Genomic DNA, 16,440 nt, shown 5'->3' with positions numbered 1-16,440 from the left:
AATCCGCTACGCGGATTTTTCCGCCGCTCCCGCAAGACCCACTGTCCCGCCGATTGCGGCCGTGACCCGATCCGCCGCCGCGCGGACTTCGGTCCCGATCCGCGCCGCGGCCTCCAGCGGGATCCGGAACGCGGGGCCCGAAACCGACAGCCCCGCCACCGGTTCGCCATGGGCGTTGAAGATCGGTGCCGCGATACAGCGCATGCCCTCGGCGCGTTCCTGATCGTCTATGGCATAGCCCCGTGCCCGGGTCCGGGCCAGATCCTCGCCCAGCGCCGCCTCGTCGGTGATCGACAGCGGCGTGAAGCCCGGAAGTCCCTTCGATTTCAGGATCGCCGCGACCCGGGCCGGCGGTAGGTGCGCCAGAAGCGCCTTGCCGATCCCCGAGGTATGCATCGGCCCGCGTGTGCCGGGGGGAAAGAAGGCCCGGATCGCCTCATGGGTTTCGACCTGGGTCAGGAACAGCACCTCGTCGCGATCCTCGACCCCCAGATTGGCGGTTTCGCCCGTGGCCCGCATCAGCGTCTGCATCGCTCCACGCGAGCGTTCGGCGACATTGGTGCGCCGCAGAAAGCCCGATCCGATCCGGAACGCGCCCGGCCCCACATGCCAGCGCTGCGCCTCGTCTTCCAGTTCCACGATGTCGTGGCCCTGCAACGTGATCAGAACCCGGTAGACGGTGGCGGGGCTCTGGCCCGTGAGCGTGGCCAGTTCCGAGAGGGTCAGCCCCTTCGTCTCGCTCAGTGCCGACAGCAGTCCCATCGCCCGATCGAGCGCGCGGACCGTGTTCTGCTCGGTCTTGTCGTGAAAGGCGCGCGGGCGGCCGCGCAGGCGGGGTTGAGTCATCCGAATCGATCCTTGGCGTTGAAAGTGAAATGTTTTTTCAAAGAAATAGGTACGATAAACCCATTGATAAATATATACTTTATCACGTTTTTCGCCATGCGGAAAAGCCTTTCAGAAAAAATTGCGCCGCAGCGCAACCGGGCGCTATCCCTTGGAAAGCCAGATGAAGGACCGCCCGATGCACGCCTTGAATCCGATTTTTCTGCCCGGCCCGACCAACCTGCCCGAGGCCCTGCGCCGGGCCTGCGACATTCCCACGATGGATCACCGCTCGGCCGCTTTCGGGCCGATCCTCGCCTCCGCCATGGCCGGGGTGAAGCAGGTTCTGGGCCTGTCCGAGGGCGAGGTCGCGATCTTTCCTGCGACCGGGACCGGGGGCTGGGAAGCCGCCGTGACCAACACGCTCCGGCCCGGTGACAAGGTTCTGGCCGCCCGCCACGGCATGTTCTCGCGGAAGTGGATCGACCTCTGCCAGCGCCACGGGCTCGACGTCGAGATCGTCGAGCGGCCCTGGGGCGAGGGCGTGCCGGTCGAGGCCTTCGCCGCGGCACTGGCGGCCGATACCGGCCACCGGATCCGGGCCGTCCTTGTCACCCATAACGAGACCGCGACCGGTGTCACCTCTGATGTCGCGGCCGTGCGCGCGGCCATGACCGCGGCCGGGCATCCGGCGCTTCTGATGGTCGATGGCGTCAGCTCGATCGGGTCGATCGACTTCCGGATGGACGCCTGGGGCGTGGATCTGGCGGTGACCGGTTCGCAGAAGGGTTTCATGCTGCCCGCGGGGCTTGCCATCGTCGGGATCGGCCCGAAGGCCCTGGCGGCGATGGAAACCTCCGGGCTGCCGCGCTGTTTCTTCGATATCCGCGACATGCTGGGCGGCAACTATCCCTACACCCCGCCGGTCGGGCTGATCAACGGACTGGCGGTCTCGACCGGTCTGCTGCTTGAGGAAGGCATGGAGGCCGTCCGCGCCCGCCACCACCGCATCGCCGAGGGCGTGCGGCGTGCGGTCGCCGCCTGGGGCATGACGACCTGCGCGGCCCGGCCGGAGCTTTGCTCGGACACGGTGACGGCCATCGTCACGCCCGACGGGGTCGATGCGGGCCGGATCGTGCGCCATGCGGCCGAGGCCTATGGCGTTGCCTTCGGCGGGGGCCTGGGCGAGGTCGCGGACAAGGTCTTCCGGATCGGCCATCTGGGTCTGATGAGCGACGTGATGGCGCTGTCGGGCATTGCCACGGCCGAGATGGCCATGACCGATCTCGGCCTGCCCGTCCGGCTTGGAAGCGGTGTCGCCGCGGCGCAGGAGCATTATCGCAACAGCAGGACCGCGCCCGTGCGGGCGGCGGCGTGAGGACGTCATGAAGGACCACGCACCCCTCTACATTCCGACCTATGACGACGTCATCCGCGCCCATGAGCGGATCGCCCCCCATATCCACCGCACGCCGGTCCTGACCTCGTCCTTCATCGACGGCATGGCGGGGGCCTCGCTCTTCTTCAAATGCGAGAATTTCCAGAAGGCGGGCGCCTTCAAGGTGCGCGGCGCCTGCAACGCGGTCTTTGGGCTCGATGACGAGAAGGCCGCGACGGGCGTTGCCACCCATTCCTCGGGCAATCATGCGCTGTCGCTGTCCTATGCGGCCGGTCGCCGGGGCATTCCCTGTCATGTGGTGATGCCGCGCACGGCACCGCAGGCCAAGAAGGACGCGGTGCGCGGCTATGGCGGCGAGATCACCGAATGCGACCCCTCGACCAGTTCGCGCGAGGCGGTCTTTGCCGACGTCGAGGCCCGGACCGGGGCCGAATTCGTCCATCCCTACAATGACTGGCGGGTGATCGCCGGGCAGGGCACCTGCGCGCGCGAGCTGAACGACCAGATCCGCGATCTCGACGCGGTGATCGCGCCCATCGGCGGCGGCGGGATGGTCTCGGGCACCTGCCTGACCCTGTCGAGCCTCGCGCCGCATGTCGAGATCTACGCCGCCGAACCCGATCAGGCCGATGACGCCTATCGCAGCTTCAAGGCCGGGCATATCATCGCCGACGATGCGCCCGACACGGTGGCCGACGGGCTGAAGGTGCCGCTGAAGGATCTGACCTGGCATTTCGTCTCGTCGAACGTGACCGACATCCTGACCGTCTCGGAAGCCGAGATCGTCGAGGCGATGAAGCTGATCTGGAAGCGGATGAAGATCGTGATGGAGCCGAGCTCGGCGGTGCCGCTGGCGGCGGTGCTGAAGAACCGCGAGGTCTTCGCGGGCAAGCGCGTGGGCGTGATCGTGACCGGCGGCAATGTCGATCTCGACCGCCTGCCCTGGATGACGGCCTGAGATCCGCCGCGGTCCCGCGGCAATGGTGAAACATGACCCCGGCGGGATGCGGACACCCTCAAGCCTGCCGCGGGCCGAAGGAAATGTCGCGCGCGTCCAGTGCGCTTGGGAACCTGGGAGAGATGCAATGAAAGACGTGACCGATTTCGACGGGCTCGAGGTGGGCTATGACATCCCGGCCCTGCCGGGGATGGCCGAAGCCGAGATCCAGACCCCCTGCCTGGTGCTGGATCTCGACGCGCTCGAGCGCAACATCACGAAGATGGGCGACTGGGCCAAGGCGCATGGGGTGCGCCATCGGGTGCATGGCAAGATGCACAAGTCGGTCGATGTGGCCAGGCTGCAGGAACGGCTGGGCGGGGCCTGCGGGGTCTGTTGCCAGAAGGTGTCCGAGGCCGAGGTCTTTGCGCGCGGCGGGATCAAGGACGTGCTGGTCTCGAACCAGGTGCGCGATCCGTCCAAGATCGACCGGCTGGCGCGGCTGCCCAAGCTGGGCGCCCGGACGCTGGTCTGCGTCGACGATCTTGCGAATGTGGCCGATCTGTCCGAGGCGGCGGTGCGGCACGGCACCGAGATCGAATGCCTGGTCGAGATCGACTGCGGCGCCGGGCGCTGCGGCGTGACCGCGACGCCCGAGGTGGTCGCCATCGCCAGGGCCATCGATGCGGCCCCCGGTCTGCGCTTTGCCGGGCTGCAGGCCTATCAGGGCGCGATGCAGCACCTCGACGCCTATGCGGACCGCAAGGCCAAGATCGACCTCGCCGTGGCGATGGTGACCGAGGCCGTCGAGGCGCTGAAGGCCGAAGGGCTTTCCTGCGACATTGTCGGCGGCGGCGGGACCGGGTCCTATTACTTCGAGGGCAGCTCGGGCGTCTATAACGAGCTGCAATGCGGGTCCTACGCCTTCATGGATGCCGATTACGGACGCATCCTCGATGCGGACGGCAACCGGATCGACCGCGGCGAGTGGGAGAACGCGCTTTTCCTGCTGACCTCGGTGATGAGCCATTCCAAGGCCGACAAGGCGATCTGCGATGCGGGGCTGAAGGCGCAATCGGTCGATAGCGGCCTGCCGGTCGTGTTCGGGCGCGAGGATGTGAGCTATGTGAAATGCTCGGACGAACACGGGGTGATCGCGGATCCCGAGGGCGTGCTGAAGGTCGGCGACAAGCTGAAGCTTGTGCCCGGCCATTGCGACCCGACCTGCAATGTCCATGACTGGTATGTCGGCGTGCGCAACGGCACCGTTGAATGCCTCTGGCCGGTTTCCGCGCGCGGAAAGGCCTACTGATCGACGGGACGGGGCCTTCGGGCCCCGATTTTTCTGCGAAAAATCGTGCAGGGGTAAGATGTTTGTCGTTCCGGAAAGCGAAATTGCAGGGCTCGTGTCGCCCGCGCAGTGTTTCGAGGCGGTCGAAGCCGTCTTTTCCGCCATGGCCCGCGATGAGGCCTATAATTTCCCGGTGATCCGCGAGGCGATCGGCCATGCCGACGCGCTTTACGGCTTCAAGTCAGGCTTCGACCGTGCCGGAAAGGTGCTGGGTCTCAAGTCGGGCGGCTACTGGCCTGGCAATGTTGAAAAGGGGCTGACCAACCATCAGTCGACCGTGGTGCTGTTCGACCCCGACACCGGCCGGCCCGCGGCTCTGGTGGGCGGCAACCTGCTGACCGCGCTTCGCACGGCGGCGGCGTCGGCGGTATCGATCCGGCATCTGGCACGCTGCGACTCGCGCGTGCTGGGCCTCCTGGGCGCAGGCCATCAGTCAGCCTTCCAGATGCGCGCCGCCGTCGCCGAGCGTCCCTTCGAGAAGGTGATCGGCTGGAACTATCATCCCGAGATGCTGCCCCGGCTGGCCGAAACTGCCGTCGAGCTTGGCCTGCCCTTCGAGGCGGTCTCGCTGGAGGACCTTGGCGCGCAGGCCGATGTCATCGTGACCATCTCGTCGTCCGTCGCCGCGCAGCTCCTCGATGCCCATGTCCGGCCCGGAACGCATCTGGCCTGCATGGGCACCGATACCAGGGGCAAGCAGGAAATCGACGCGGCGATCTTCGCCCGGGCGAGGGTCTTCACCGACGAGGTCGCGCAGTCGGTCGAGATCGGGGAGGCCCAGCATGCGGTCGCGGCCGGGCTGATCGGCGCGGGCGACATCGTCCAGATCGGCGCGGTCATCAACGGCACCGTGCCGGGGCGCCAGTCCGAGGACGACATCACGCTTTTCGACGGCACCGGCGTGGGGTTGCAGGATCTGGCAGTGGCGGCCCGGGCGGTCGCAGCGGCCCGGGCCAAGGGGGTGGCGGTCGAAGTCGATCTTTGAGCAGCGCCCCAACCCGGTCGAGACTCAGCCGTCCGAGCCGGTGACGCAGTCGGCGATGGTCCGGGCGAGGCCCGTCAGCAGCGCCGGGTAGAGGTCGGGGCCGTAGGCGAGCGTGCTGCCCGAGGGATCGAGCGGCGCGCCGACCCGCACCTCGGTGCCCTCGGCGATCGCCTCGGCATAGGCCGGGTCGTGCTGGGCCTCGGGGAAGAGACAGGCAACGCCCTCGGCGCGCAGCTCGTCCCGCAGCCCGGTCAGCCGGGCAGCCCCCGGATCGGCGGCATCGCCCATGGCGATGGACCCGGCCACGGTCAGTCCGAAATGCTCGGCGAAATAGCCGTAAGCGTCGTGGAAGACCATGATCGGCCGGTCGCCGACCGGGGCCAGCACTTGCCGTGCTTCGGTTTCGGCCGCCGCGATCCGGTCGAGCGCAGACCGCGCATTCGCCTGGTAGATGGCGGTATTTTCGGGATCGGCCTCGGCCAGGGCACCGCTGATCCGCAGCACCCAGACCCGGGCGTTCTCCGGATCGAGCCAGGCATGCGGATCGGTGCCTTCGTGATGGTGATGCTCTTCCTCGGCGGCGTGATCGTCGGCATCGTGATCCGCGTCCGGCCCGGCGGCCCCGTGATGCTGATCTTCGGCATCGGCCTCGCCCACATGCTCGTGGTCATGATCGTGCCCGACCGGTGTGCCGTAGCTGCGCCGATACGTGCCCGGGGCCTCGATCAGCGCGACGGCCTGCGCGTCGGGGCCAAGCCCCTTCAGCGCGCGGTCGAGCCAGGGCGTGAGTTGCGGGCCGACCCAGAACACCAGACCGGCCTCGCTGATCGCGCGGGCTTGCGAGGGCTTCAGCTGGAAATGATGCGGGTCGCCGCCCTGATCCAGCAGGATCTCGGGGCGGCCCAGATCGCCCATCACCTCGGCCACCAGCGACTGGACCGGGGGAATGTCGGTCACCACACGCGGCGGCTGGGCGGCCGCGGGCGCGGCGAGGGCCAGAAAAACAGGGAAAAACAGGGGGCGCATGGACCGACTCCTTCGAAATGGCGCTTGCGGAAGGTGCCCCGGAATGAATATGTTATAAAATAACAAGTCAAGAGGGTCCGGATGAGAATCGATGCCGAGCGGGTGTTTTCCGCCCATGACCACGCCGCCTGCCGCCAGGCGACGCTGGAGCGGGCCGAGGAAATCGTCGCGGTCGAAGGGCTGCGCCTGACACCGGTGCGCCGCCGCACGCTTGAGATCCTGCTTGAATCGCATCAGGCGCTGGGCGCCTACGAGGTGCTCGACCGGCTGGTTGCGTCGGGCTTCGCCCGCCAGCCGCCGGTGGCCTACCGGGCACTCGATTTTCTCGTCGATCACGGGCTCGCACACCGCATCCGGCGGCTCAATGCCTTTGCCGCCTGCATGCGCCCGGGCGAGCCGCACCGCCCGGCTTTCCTGATCTGCGACACCTGCCAGGCGGTGGCCGAGGCGCCGGGCACCGCCGTTGCCGACGCGATGCTGGCCGCGGCCGGCGCGGTCGGGTTCGAGATCGAGCGGATGAGCCTCGAGGCTGTCGGCCGCTGCCCCGCCTGCCGCGAGGCGCGGGCATGACGCTTGTTGCCGCGCGCGGCCTGACGGTGCGCTATGGCGGGGTCGCCGCGCTGACCGGGGTCGATTTCGAGATCGGCGCGGGCGAGATCGTCACGCTTGTCGGGCCAAACGGGTCGGGCAAGTCGACGCTTCTGCGGGCGGTGCTGGGCGCGGTCCGGCCGACGGCGGGCGTCGTCACCCGGCGCCCGGGGCTCCGGATCGGCTATGTGCCGCAAAAGCTGGCCATCGACGACCGGATGCCGCTGACGGTGCGCCGCTTCCTGTCGCTGCCCGACCGGCACGGGACGACCGAGGTCGCGGCGATGCTCGGCCGGGTGGGCGCGGCCGGGCTCGAGACCCGGCAGCTGATCGCGCTGTCGGGCGGGCAGTTCCAGCGGGTGCTGCTGGCGCGCGCGCTTCTGGGCGCGCCCGAACTTCTGATCCTCGACGAGGCAACGCAGGGGCTCGACCAGCCCGGAACCGCGGCCTTCTATCAGCTGATTGCCGACCTGCGGCGCGAGACCGGCGCCGCGGTGCTGATGGTCAGCCACGACCTGCATGTGGTGATGAGCGCGACCGACCGGGTGCTCTGCCTCAACGGCCATGTCTGCTGTCAGGGCCAGCCCCATGTCGTGACCGCCGCACCCGAATACCGGGCGCTGTTCGGCCATGGCACCCATGGGACGATGGCGCTTTATCAGCACGAACACGATCATGCCCATGAAGGTTGCGGACACGGCGCGGCGGCCGGGTCCGAGGCACATCCCCACGCCCATGGTGCAAAACCGGAGGCCGCCGATGCTTGACGATTTTCTGGTGCGCGCGGCGTTGGCGGGCATCGCGGTCGCGCTGGCGGCCGGGCCGCTGGGCGCTTTCGTGGTCTGGCGGCGGATGGCCTATTTCGGCGAGGCCACGGCCCATGCTGCAATCCTGGGCGTGGCCATCGCGCTGGGCTTTTCGATCTCGATCTTCGCGGGCACGCTGGGGGCTGCCCTTGCCATGGCGCTGGCGGTGACCTCGCTGTCGGGGCGGGGGCTGGCGATGGACACCGCGCTGGGCGTCGCCGCCCATGCGGCGCTGGCGGTCGGTCTGGTCTCGGTCTCGTTTCTCAGCGGGGTGCGGGTCGATCTGTCGGCCTATCTCTTTGGCGACATCCTCGCGGTCGGCCGCACCGATCTGGCGGTGATCTGGGCCGGTGCGCTGGCGGTGCTGGCGCTGATCGGCTGGCGCTGGACGGCGCTTTTGACGGTCACGGTCAGCGAGGACCTGGCCGCGGCCTCGGGGATCGACCCGGGGCGCGAGCGGCTAATACTGACGGTGGCGCTGGCGCTGGTGGTCGCGGTGGCGATCCAGGTGGTGGGCGCGCTTCTGATCGTGGCAATGCTGATCGTTCCGGCTGCCGCGGCCCGGCCCTGGGCGCGCACGCCCGAGGCGATGGCGCTGATCGCCTCGGGCATCGGCGCGGCCGCGGCCCTGGCCGGGCTTTGGGGATCCTACCAGTTCGACACGCCCGCCGGACCCAGCATCGTGGTCGCGGCAAGCTGTGCCTTCGCCATTGGCCTCGCCGCGCCCCGGCGGGGCTAAGGCTCTTATTCCGGCTGGCAGATCTCGTTCCGGGCAATCGCCAGCAGCGTGCGCCCGACCAGCCCCGCGATCACCACGCTGAGAAAGGCCAGAAGCCCGCCGCCCAGCCACAGATGGACGGCCGAGCCTGTGGTGGTGGCATATAGGAACGTCGCGATGGTCAGCGCGGCCAGCGGGAACGAGAGCGCCCAGAAAGACAGCGCGAAGGGCAGGCGCAGGATGCGCGGCAGCTGGGTCGCCACGATCAGCGCGAAGACATAGGCGGCATTGAGAAAGAACATCGCCAGCGAGTCGAGCCCGCCATTCAGCCGCATCCACGAGATGAAGCCGACGGCGGGGGGCGCGATCAGGATCACCAGCGTCGGCTGCAGTCGGCTGGGGAGCGGATCGTGAAAGGTCAGCCGGTTCATCACCAGCGTCAGCAGCACGATCCAGAATAGCGCCCCGCCCGAGAAGAACAGCCAGGAAATATCCGGGTGGCCGAGCGGCACGCCCGCGACGGGCACCAGGATATTGCCGACCGGCGGGATGAACCAGGCGGCGTTCAGGTGGATCGGCTGGAAGGGGCGGTGCCCGATCCAGTCGGCGATCACCAGAAGCGACAGGATCCCCTGAAGCGCGGTCCCTGCGATCCAGACCGGCTCGGCCAGCGCGGGATACTGGCCGAGCAGTGCCACGGACAGCAGGATCAGCGAGATCGAGGCGGTGGGAAAGAAGGCCAGCCGCACCGGGTGGCGCCATTCGGCCGCGGCCATCGGCAGGCGCGTCAGAAGCTTTGTCGCATAAAGCGCCGCGACCGCGGCCAAGAGTGCCGAAGAGGCAAAGAGCAGGTAATGTGAGACGGGGAGGGTCAGCCCCAGCGCCTGTTCGCCCACATGCCAGGCCAGCGTCAGACCCATCATTCCCATCACCGTGGCGAAGAAGGTGACGGGAAAATGCGCCAGCCGGCCTTCGCGGCTGCCGTGCTCGGTCTCTGCGGTCGTGCTCATGTCGGTTGCGCCTCCTGTAGGGCTCTGGTTCCAAGCATGCAAGAAATTGCATGTGTCGTGCCCATATAGGGTCGACTCAAATGAAATGTCAAAGAATCATCTTTTGGGGCCGCAACATTTCCGGCCGGACCTTGCGGGCACGAAAAAAGGCCCGCGCCAGCGGCACGGGCCTTATGGGTGCGGGGCATGGCCCCGGTTCAGGACGGCGACCGGCCTAGCGGTCGTGGCGCGGCTTGCCGTCCATCATGGTGCGATCCGCGTTCAGCTCCAGCCACATCGCGTTGACGACGGCGAAAAGCGCGGCCAGCGGCAGGCCGAGGATCCAGGCGAAATACCACATCTTCGGGTTCCTTTCTCAGTAGACCGAGTCGCTTTTGTCGACGACGTCCGAGGCCGTGACCTTGCCCCAGAGCACCTTGTAGACCCAAGCGGTGTAGGCCAGGATCAGCGGCACGAAGATCACCGCCGAGACCAGCATCACGAACAGCGTCAGATGCGAGGACGAGCTGTCCCAGACCGTCAGCGACGAATTCGGGTCGATGCTGGACGGCAGGATGAACGGGAACATGGTCAGCCCGACCGAGGCGATGATGCCGAGGATCGACAGTTTCGAGGCCAGCATGGTCCAGCCCTCCTTGTCGGTCCTGAAGCCGAGGAAGGCCAGCGCCGCGCCAAGGAAGCCCAGCGCCGGGGCGATGACGATCCAGGGCCGCGCCTCATAGGCCGCCATCCAGGACCCGCCCTTGACGACCGCGTTCATCAACGGGTTCGACGGTCCGTCGGTCGCGACCGGGCCCGCAAAGCTGTAGGCGTCGATCCCGCCCGCAAGCCAGAGGCCCGCCAGCGCATAGGTGACGATGGTGGCAATGGCCGCCCAGGCGCCGAAGGTCCGGGCGCGGTCGGCCACCATGCCCTCGGTCTTGAGCTGGAGCCAGGCCGCGCCATGCATCACCAGCATCGAGACCGACACCAGCCCCGCCAGCAGCGCATAGGGGTTCAGCAGCCCGAAGAACGACCCCTCGTAGATCGACATGAGATCCTCGGTCAGCCGGAACGGCACCCCTTGCAGGACGTTGCCCACCGCGACGCCGAAGACCAGCGCGGGCACGAAGCCGCCCACGAACAGCGCCCAGTCCCAGGCCGCGCGCCAGCGTTCGTCCTCGCGCTTCGAGCGGTACTTGAAGCCCACCGGGCGCAGGATCAGCGCCGCGAGGATCAGGAACATTGCGATGTAGAAGCCCGAGAAGCTGACCGCGTAAAGCGGCGGCCAGGCGGCGAAGATGGCGCCGCCGCCCAGGATGAACCACACCTGGTTGCCTTCCCAGACCGGGCCGACGGTGTTGATCGCCACCCGCCGCTCGATATCGGTCCGGGCGACGAAGGGCAGCAGCGTGCCGACGCCCAGATCGAAGCCGTCCGTCAGCGCAAAGCCGATCAGCAGGACGCCCAGAAGCCCCCACCAGATCACCCGAAGGATCTCGAAATCCACGAATTCATGCAGGATCATGGGTCTTTACTCCGCCGGTTCGAGGCCGCGGCCGCCGGTCAGGCGGTCGGTATGGCGCCGGGTCCAGTCGTCGGTTTCGGCGACGTCCATATAGGGCCCCTTGAGGATGTATTTCCGCATCAGCCCGATCTCGATCACGAAGAGGACCGAATAGAAGGTGATGAAGCCCGCAAGCGTGAAGGCGACCTGGGCCACGCTGAGCTGGCTGACCGACAGCGCGGTCGGCAGCACGCCGTCGACGGTCCAGGGCTGGCGGCCGAACTCGGCCACGAACCAGCCCATCTCGGCCGCGATCCAGGGCGTCGGGATCGCCACCACCGCGGCGCGCAATGCCCAGCGCGGAAAGCGCATGCCGTAGAAGTTGGCGCGGATGAAGAAGAACAGCATCAGTGCGATGAAGCCGAAGCCCAGGATCACCATCACCCGGAACGCCCAGAACAGCGGCAGCACCCCCGGCACCGTGTCCTGCGCCGCCATGGCGATCTGGTCATCGGTCGCCAGGCGCGGATCGTCGAGATAGCGCTTGAGCAGGAAGGCAAAGCCCAGATCGGCGCTGTGCTGCTCGAACTGCGCGGTCAGCTCGGGCGCTGCCGCGCCCCGGTCGGCACGGATCTGCATCAGCGCGTCATAGGCGATCAGCCCGTTGCGGATGCGGGCCTCGGCCTCGTCCACCAGCTGGTTGATGCCCGGCAGTTCCTCGGTCAGCGAGCGCGAGCCGATCAGGCCCATCACCACCGGCACCTGGATCGCGTATTTGGTCTCGCGGTCGGCCTGGTCGGGAATGCCGAAGAGGTTGAAGGGCGCGGGCGCCTCATGGGTTTCCCACATGCCCTCGATGGCGGCGAGCTTCATCTTCTGGGTATGGGTGGCGTTATAGCCCGACTCGTCGCCGAGGACCACCGCCGACAGCGCGCCTGCAAGCCCGAAACTGGCCGCGACCGCGATCGACCGGCGCGCCAGCTCCACATGGCGGCCCTTCAGCAGATACCAGGCCGAAACGCCCAGCACGAAGATCGAGGCCGTCACATAGCCCGCCGAGACGGTATGCACGAACTTGGCCTGCGCCACCTCGTTGAACATCACCTCGAAGAACGAGGTCATTTCCATCCGCATGGTCATCGGATTGAACTCGGCCCCCACCGGGTTCTGCATCCATCCGTTCGCGATCAGGATCCAGAGCGCCGAGAAGTTCGACCCGATCGCCACCAGCCACGTGACCACGCAATGCCCCACCTTGGAGAGCTTGTCCCAGCCGAAGAACATCAGCCCCACGAAGGTCGCCTCAAGGAAGAAGGCCATCAGGCCCTCGATCGCCAGCGGAGCGCCGAAGATGTCGCCGACATAGTGGCTGTAATAGCTCCAGTTCATCCCGAACTGGAATTCCATGGTGATGCCCGTCGCGACCCCCAGCACGAAGTTGATGCCGAAGAGCGTGGCCCAGAATTTCGTCATCTGGCGCCAGACGGGGCGGTTGGTCATCACATAGACCGTCTCCATGATCGCCACGATGATCGACAGACCAAGCGTGAGCGGCACGAAGAGGAAGTGATACATGGCTGTCATGGCAAACTGCAGCCGGGACAGCTCGACGATGTCGAGTTCCATTGATGGCCTCCTTTGGCCCTTTCCCCTCATTACATAATATGCCGGGATTCCAAGCCGTTGGTGTTAACGGTGGAGGGCGGCATATTAGACGTGTTCCAGATATACCTTTGTATGCAGCGGTGCGGCATGCCAATACGGCATAACTGCGATGCGTCTCGGGCGTGCGACGGCCCCGGCCCCCGCGATGGCGGCGGGACGGTCAGGTCATGGCGATCAGCCGGTCGGCCCAGTCGCGTTCGGCCTTGCGGTGCGAGGCGGTCAGGATTGCGGCCTCGGGCAGGATCTCGCGGATCGCGCCCAGCACCCGGGTCGCGGTCGGCCGATCGAGCCCTTCGGTCGGTTCGTCCAGCAGCAAGAGCCGCGGCCGGCGCAGCAGCGCGCGCGCCAGCGCCAGACGGCGCTGTTCGCCGCCCGAAAGCCCGGCGCCGTTTTCCTTCAGGGGCGCGTGCAGCCCGCCGCGCGCGGCGACCGTCGAGGACAGAGCCACCGCCTCGAGCAGGTCCAGCGCCTCGCGTTCGTCGAGATCGGGATCGGCCAGCGCCAGCATGTCGAAGAAGCTCTGGCCCAGAAGCATGCTGCGCTGGGGCAGGTAGGTCATTTCGGCCCGCAGCCGGGCCTCGGACAGCGCTTCGATCGGGCGGCCCGCCAGCCGGATGGTGCCCGACTCGGGCTGGACCAGACCGGCGGCCAGCGCCAGAACGGTGCTTTTGCCGCTGCCCGACGCCCCGGTCAGCGCGACGCAGGCGCCGGGGGCGAGCGTCAGCGAAAAGCCCTGCAGCACCGGCGCCTCGGCACCCGGATGGCGGTAGGCGATGCCGGTCATCTCCAGAGCCGGACTCGCCGCCTCAGGTGCGCTGGCAGGAGCCGGACGGGCGGGCACACCGGCCGCGGCCTCGTCGGGCAAGAGCCGGGTCACGCGCCGGGCGGCGTCGAGCATCCGGCCCAGATCGGCCAGACCCCGGCGCAGCGGCTGCACCGTCTCCGAAAGCGCCAGCGCCACGAAAAAGCCCAGAGCGGCCTGTGCGGGCGTGATCGCGCCACGGGCGACGAGCACGCCTCCCAGCGCCAGCGCCGTGCCGGTGGCCAGCGTGGTGGTCAAGGACAGCGCCAGCCCCGCCCGGCGTTCCAGCCGGTCGATGGCGCCGAGGTTCTCGCGCATCCGGGCCTCGGCCAGCTGCACCGCCTCGGTCTGTTCGGGCAGGCGGCCATAGACCACCAGATCGTCGCGGGCGCGCAGCAGGTCGATCAGCCGGATGCGGAAGGCCTGCAGCGCCTTCTCGGCCCGGCGCGAGGGGGCCAGCGCATGGCGCCCGGCCCAGACCAGCACCAGCCCGCAGCCCAGCGTGAAACTGGCGAGGATCCAGATCGCCAGCGTGAAATCGGTCATCCACCACAAAAGCGGGAAGGCGGCGACGTAAAGAATGACCCCGGTGACCGCCGGAATGAAGAGCCGCAGCACCACCCCGTCAAGTGCATCCACATCGGCCACCAGCCGGTTCATGGTCTCGGCGCCCCGAAGCCGCGACAGCGTCTGGAACGGCAGGGCCAGCACGCCCCGCAAAAGCGCCACGCGGATGTCGGTCAGCGCCTTCAGCGTCGCGTCATGGGTCAGCAGCCGTTCGCCATAGCGCGCGGCGGTGCGGCCAAGCGCCAGAAAGCGCACCGAGGCCGAGGGCTGGAAGACGTTGAAGGCGATGCCGATGCCCGCAAGCCCGGCCGCCGCCGCGGCGGTGATGAACCAGCCCGCAAGGCCCAGCAGCGCCACCCCCATCGCCACCACGATCACGGCAAGCGCGGTGCCCCGGATCAGCGGGCCGCGCTGGGCGCGCCAGGTCAGGCGCAGGATCTGCAGGATGTCCCTCATGCCGCATGCTCCGGTCTGATGGCGATCTGGCGGTCCATCCGCGCGGCAAGCGCCGGGTCATGGGTCGCCACGATCAGCGCGACGCCGCCCGCCGCGAGGCCCAGCAGCCCCTCGGTGACCAGCGTCGCGGTCTCTTCGTCCAGATCGGCGGTCGGCTCGTCGGCCAGCAGCAGGTCGGGATGGGCGTGCGCCGCGCGCGCCACGATCAGCCGCCGCGCCTCGCCGCCCGAGACGCCGACCCCTGTCTCGCCCAACCGTGTGTTCAGTCCGCGCGGCAGCTGCGCCACCACGCCGTCGGCCGCCGCAAGTTCCAGGGCGGTGTCCAGCGGCAGCTCATGCCCGGGCCGCAGCGCCAGCGTCAGGTTCTTGCGCAGCGAGCCCGACACGAAGCGCGGCTGTTGCGGTAACCAGCCCAGCCGCGCGCGCCAGGCATCGGCGGTCTCGGGGGACAGGACCGTCTCACCGATCCGGATCTCGCCCTCGGCAGGAATGGCCATGCCCGCGATCAGCCGCAAGAGCGAGGACTTGCCGATGCCCGAGGGTCCGGTGATCGCCAGCGTCTCGCCCGCGCCCAGATCGAAATCCGGGAACCTGATCAGCCGCCCGCCCGGCGGGCGATAGGCGAGGCCTCTGACCGACAGCGCGTCGGCGGTTTCGAGCGGCCGTGCCGAGGCGCCGAGCCCGAGGAAGGTGGTTTCCTCCTGCGCCTCCAGTTCGGCCAGTTCGCGCGCCACGGCATTGGCGTCGGCCTTGTCATGCCAGGCGGCGGCCAGATCGCGCAGCGGCTGGAAATAATCGGGGGCCAGCAGCAGCAGGAAGATCCCCTCAGTGGCGGTCAGCGGGGTGCCCCAGGCGCCGAAGGTCAGCTCGCCCAGCAGCGAGAAGCCGACATAGACCGCGACCATGGCGATGCCGATGGCCGAGAAAAGTTCAAGCACGGTCGAGGACAGGAAGGCCACGCGAAGCACCTCCATGGTGCGCCCGCGCAGCCGGTCGGCGGCCGACCGGAAACTGTCGACCGTGCGCTCGGTCGCGTCCAGCAGGCGGATGTCGACCAGCGCCGTCAGCCGTTCCAGCAGCAGCACGTTCATGTTCGACAGCTCTTCCATCTGCCGCTCGCTGGCCTTCTTGGCGGCGATGCCGACCAGCGCCATGAAGATCGGGATCAGCGGCCCGGCGAACAGCAGAACCAGCCCGATCGCCCAGGAAAAGTAGAAAGTGACCGCCAGGATCACCAGCGGCACGAAGGTCGAGCGGCGCTTGGCCGGGGCATAGCGGGTGAGGAAGGGCGTCAGCGCGGCCAGCTTTTCGGCGGCCAGCGTCGCCGTGACGGCCGCGGGCGGGCGGGCCGGGTCGTCGGTGGCGCGGCGCGATTCCCGCGTGACCAGCCGCGCGCGTTCCAGCGCCAGAACGATGTCGGCTGCGCGGAACGACAGCGCGCCCGCCTGATGGTCGAGCATCGCGCGCCCGACACCCACCGCCACGAAAACGAGGGCAAAGGCCCAGGTGGGCCCCCAGGCCGTGTCTGGCTGCAACATCTGGCCCAGGGCCAGTGCCACCGCCGCGGCCTGGATCAGCCACAGCAGCGAGGCTGCGGTGGCCATCGCCCCCGCCCTCTCCAGCAGGCTCATCACCGGGGCCGTCATCTGGGAAAGCCGCCTGGCGGCCGGATCGTCCTTCTTCGCGTGTCTACGGCTCAAGTCCCGCCCCGTCACCCGTTTCTGAAGCGCCCCGCATCCGGGATCGGCGAAGGGCTTGCGTGATCTTTAACAGGCTCTATTCTCGTTTGAACCCGTATGTGAGATAGATCATTATCCCC

At 68.1% G+C, this 16,440-nt stretch carries 15 protein-coding genes; 7 read left to right on the top strand and 8 right to left on the bottom strand.

Annotated elements, in window-relative coordinates; genetic code table 11:
- Nucleotides 1-6: 6 nt before the first annotated feature.
- Nucleotides 7-846, bottom strand: coding sequence for an HTH-type transcriptional regulator BhcR (gene bhcR / locus C8N38_RS04240; protein WP_108024247.1), 840 nt, complete (start codon nt 844-846; stop codon nt 7-9).
- A gap of 178 nt (nt 847-1,024) precedes the next feature.
- On the opposite strand from bhcR, the gene bhcA reads away from it, so the two are divergent.
- The 4 genes from bhcA (at nt 1,025) to bhcD (ending at nt 5,497) form a co-directional block, all read left to right on the top strand.
- A complete protein-coding gene (bhcA, locus tag C8N38_RS04235) occupies nt 1,025-2,203 on the top strand; it encodes an L-aspartate--glyoxylate aminotransferase BhcA (protein ID WP_108024245.1) in 1,179 nt (392 codons plus the stop codon).
- A gap of 7 nt (nt 2,204-2,210) precedes the next feature.
- Nucleotides 2,211-3,182, top strand: coding sequence for a beta-hydroxyaspartate dehydratase BhcB (gene bhcB / locus C8N38_RS04230; RefSeq protein ID WP_108024243.1), 972 nt, complete (start codon nt 2,211-2,213; stop codon nt 3,180-3,182).
- A gap of 127 nt (nt 3,183-3,309) precedes the next feature.
- Nucleotides 3,310-4,473, top strand: coding sequence for a 3-hydroxy-D-aspartate aldolase BhcC (gene bhcC / locus C8N38_RS04225; protein ID WP_108024241.1), 1,164 nt, complete (start codon nt 3,310-3,312; stop codon nt 4,471-4,473).
- A gap of 58 nt (nt 4,474-4,531) precedes the next feature.
- Nucleotides 4,532-5,497, top strand: a complete 966-nt coding sequence (gene bhcD / locus C8N38_RS04220) for an iminosuccinate reductase BhcD (RefSeq protein ID WP_108024239.1) — start codon at nt 4,532-4,534, stop codon at nt 5,495-5,497.
- 24 nt (nt 5,498-5,521) lie between these two features.
- Here the strand turns inward: bhcD and C8N38_RS04215 are convergent, their stop codons facing one another.
- Nucleotides 5,522-6,523, bottom strand: a complete 1,002-nt coding sequence (locus tag C8N38_RS04215; protein ID WP_108024237.1) for a zinc ABC transporter substrate-binding protein — start codon at nt 6,521-6,523, stop codon at nt 5,522-5,524.
- Nucleotides 6,524-6,604: 81 nt separating this feature from the next.
- On the opposite strand from C8N38_RS04215, the gene C8N38_RS04210 reads away from it, so the two are divergent.
- Genes C8N38_RS04210 through C8N38_RS04200 form a run of 3 tightly spaced genes read left to right on the top strand, consistent with a single transcriptional unit; the run spans nt 6,605 to nt 8,656 of the window.
- Nucleotides 6,605-7,093, top strand: coding sequence for a Fur family transcriptional regulator (locus C8N38_RS04210; protein WP_108024235.1), 489 nt, complete (start codon nt 6,605-6,607; stop codon nt 7,091-7,093).
- Nucleotides 7,090-7,878 carry an ATP-binding cassette domain-containing protein gene (locus C8N38_RS04205; RefSeq protein ID WP_108024233.1) on the top strand — a complete coding sequence of 263 codons (789 nt, stop codon included), beginning with the start codon at nt 7,090-7,092 and terminating at the stop codon, nt 7,876-7,878. The genes C8N38_RS04210 and C8N38_RS04205 overlap by 4 nt, the downstream gene beginning before the upstream one ends.
- A complete protein-coding gene (locus C8N38_RS04200; protein WP_108024231.1) occupies nt 7,871-8,656 on the top strand; it encodes a metal ABC transporter permease in 786 nt (261 codons plus the stop codon). The genes C8N38_RS04205 and C8N38_RS04200 overlap by 8 nt, the downstream gene beginning before the upstream one ends.
- Before the next feature lie 5 nt (nt 8,657-8,661).
- Here C8N38_RS04200 and C8N38_RS04195 read toward each other — a convergent pair whose 3' ends face one another.
- From C8N38_RS04195 to cydD, 6 genes are all read right to left on the bottom strand, one after another.
- The gene (locus C8N38_RS04195; protein WP_108024230.1) at nt 8,662-9,645 is read right to left on the bottom strand and encodes an SLAC1 anion channel family protein; all 984 of its coding nucleotides are present in this window, start codon (nt 9,643-9,645) and stop codon (nt 8,662-8,664) included.
- 214 nt (nt 9,646-9,859) lie between these two features.
- Nucleotides 9,860-9,985, bottom strand: a complete 126-nt coding sequence (gene cydX / locus C8N38_RS04190; RefSeq protein WP_075787192.1) for a cytochrome bd-I oxidase subunit CydX — start codon at nt 9,983-9,985, stop codon at nt 9,860-9,862.
- Nucleotides 9,986-10,000: 15 nt separating this feature from the next.
- Nucleotides 10,001-11,152, bottom strand: a complete 1,152-nt coding sequence (gene cydB, locus C8N38_RS04185) for a cytochrome d ubiquinol oxidase subunit II (RefSeq protein WP_108024228.1) — start codon at nt 11,150-11,152, stop codon at nt 10,001-10,003.
- A 6-nt stretch (nt 11,153-11,158) separates the two neighbouring features.
- On the bottom strand, nt 11,159-12,757 hold the full coding sequence (locus C8N38_RS04180; protein WP_108024226.1) for a cytochrome ubiquinol oxidase subunit I: 1,599 nt from the start codon (nt 12,755-12,757) through the stop codon (nt 11,159-11,161).
- A 199-nt stretch (nt 12,758-12,956) separates the two neighbouring features.
- The gene (locus C8N38_RS04175) at nt 12,957-14,621 is read right to left on the bottom strand and encodes an amino acid ABC transporter ATP-binding/permease protein (RefSeq protein WP_108024224.1); all 1,665 of its coding nucleotides are present in this window, start codon (nt 14,619-14,621) and stop codon (nt 12,957-12,959) included.
- Nucleotides 14,618-16,321 (bottom strand): thiol reductant ABC exporter subunit CydD, encoded by a 1,704-nt coding sequence (gene cydD / locus C8N38_RS04170; RefSeq protein WP_245895507.1) that lies wholly within the window; start codon nt 16,319-16,321, stop codon nt 14,618-14,620. The genes C8N38_RS04175 and cydD overlap by 4 nt, the downstream gene beginning before the upstream one ends.
- Between the last annotated feature and the right edge of the window lie 119 nt (nt 16,322-16,440).

This window comes from Rhodovulum kholense (assembly GCF_003053725.1).
Lineage (GTDB): Bacteria > Pseudomonadota > Alphaproteobacteria > Rhodobacterales > Rhodobacteraceae > Rhodovulum > Rhodovulum kholense.
This window is presented reverse-complemented; position numbering and strand designations above follow the sequence as displayed.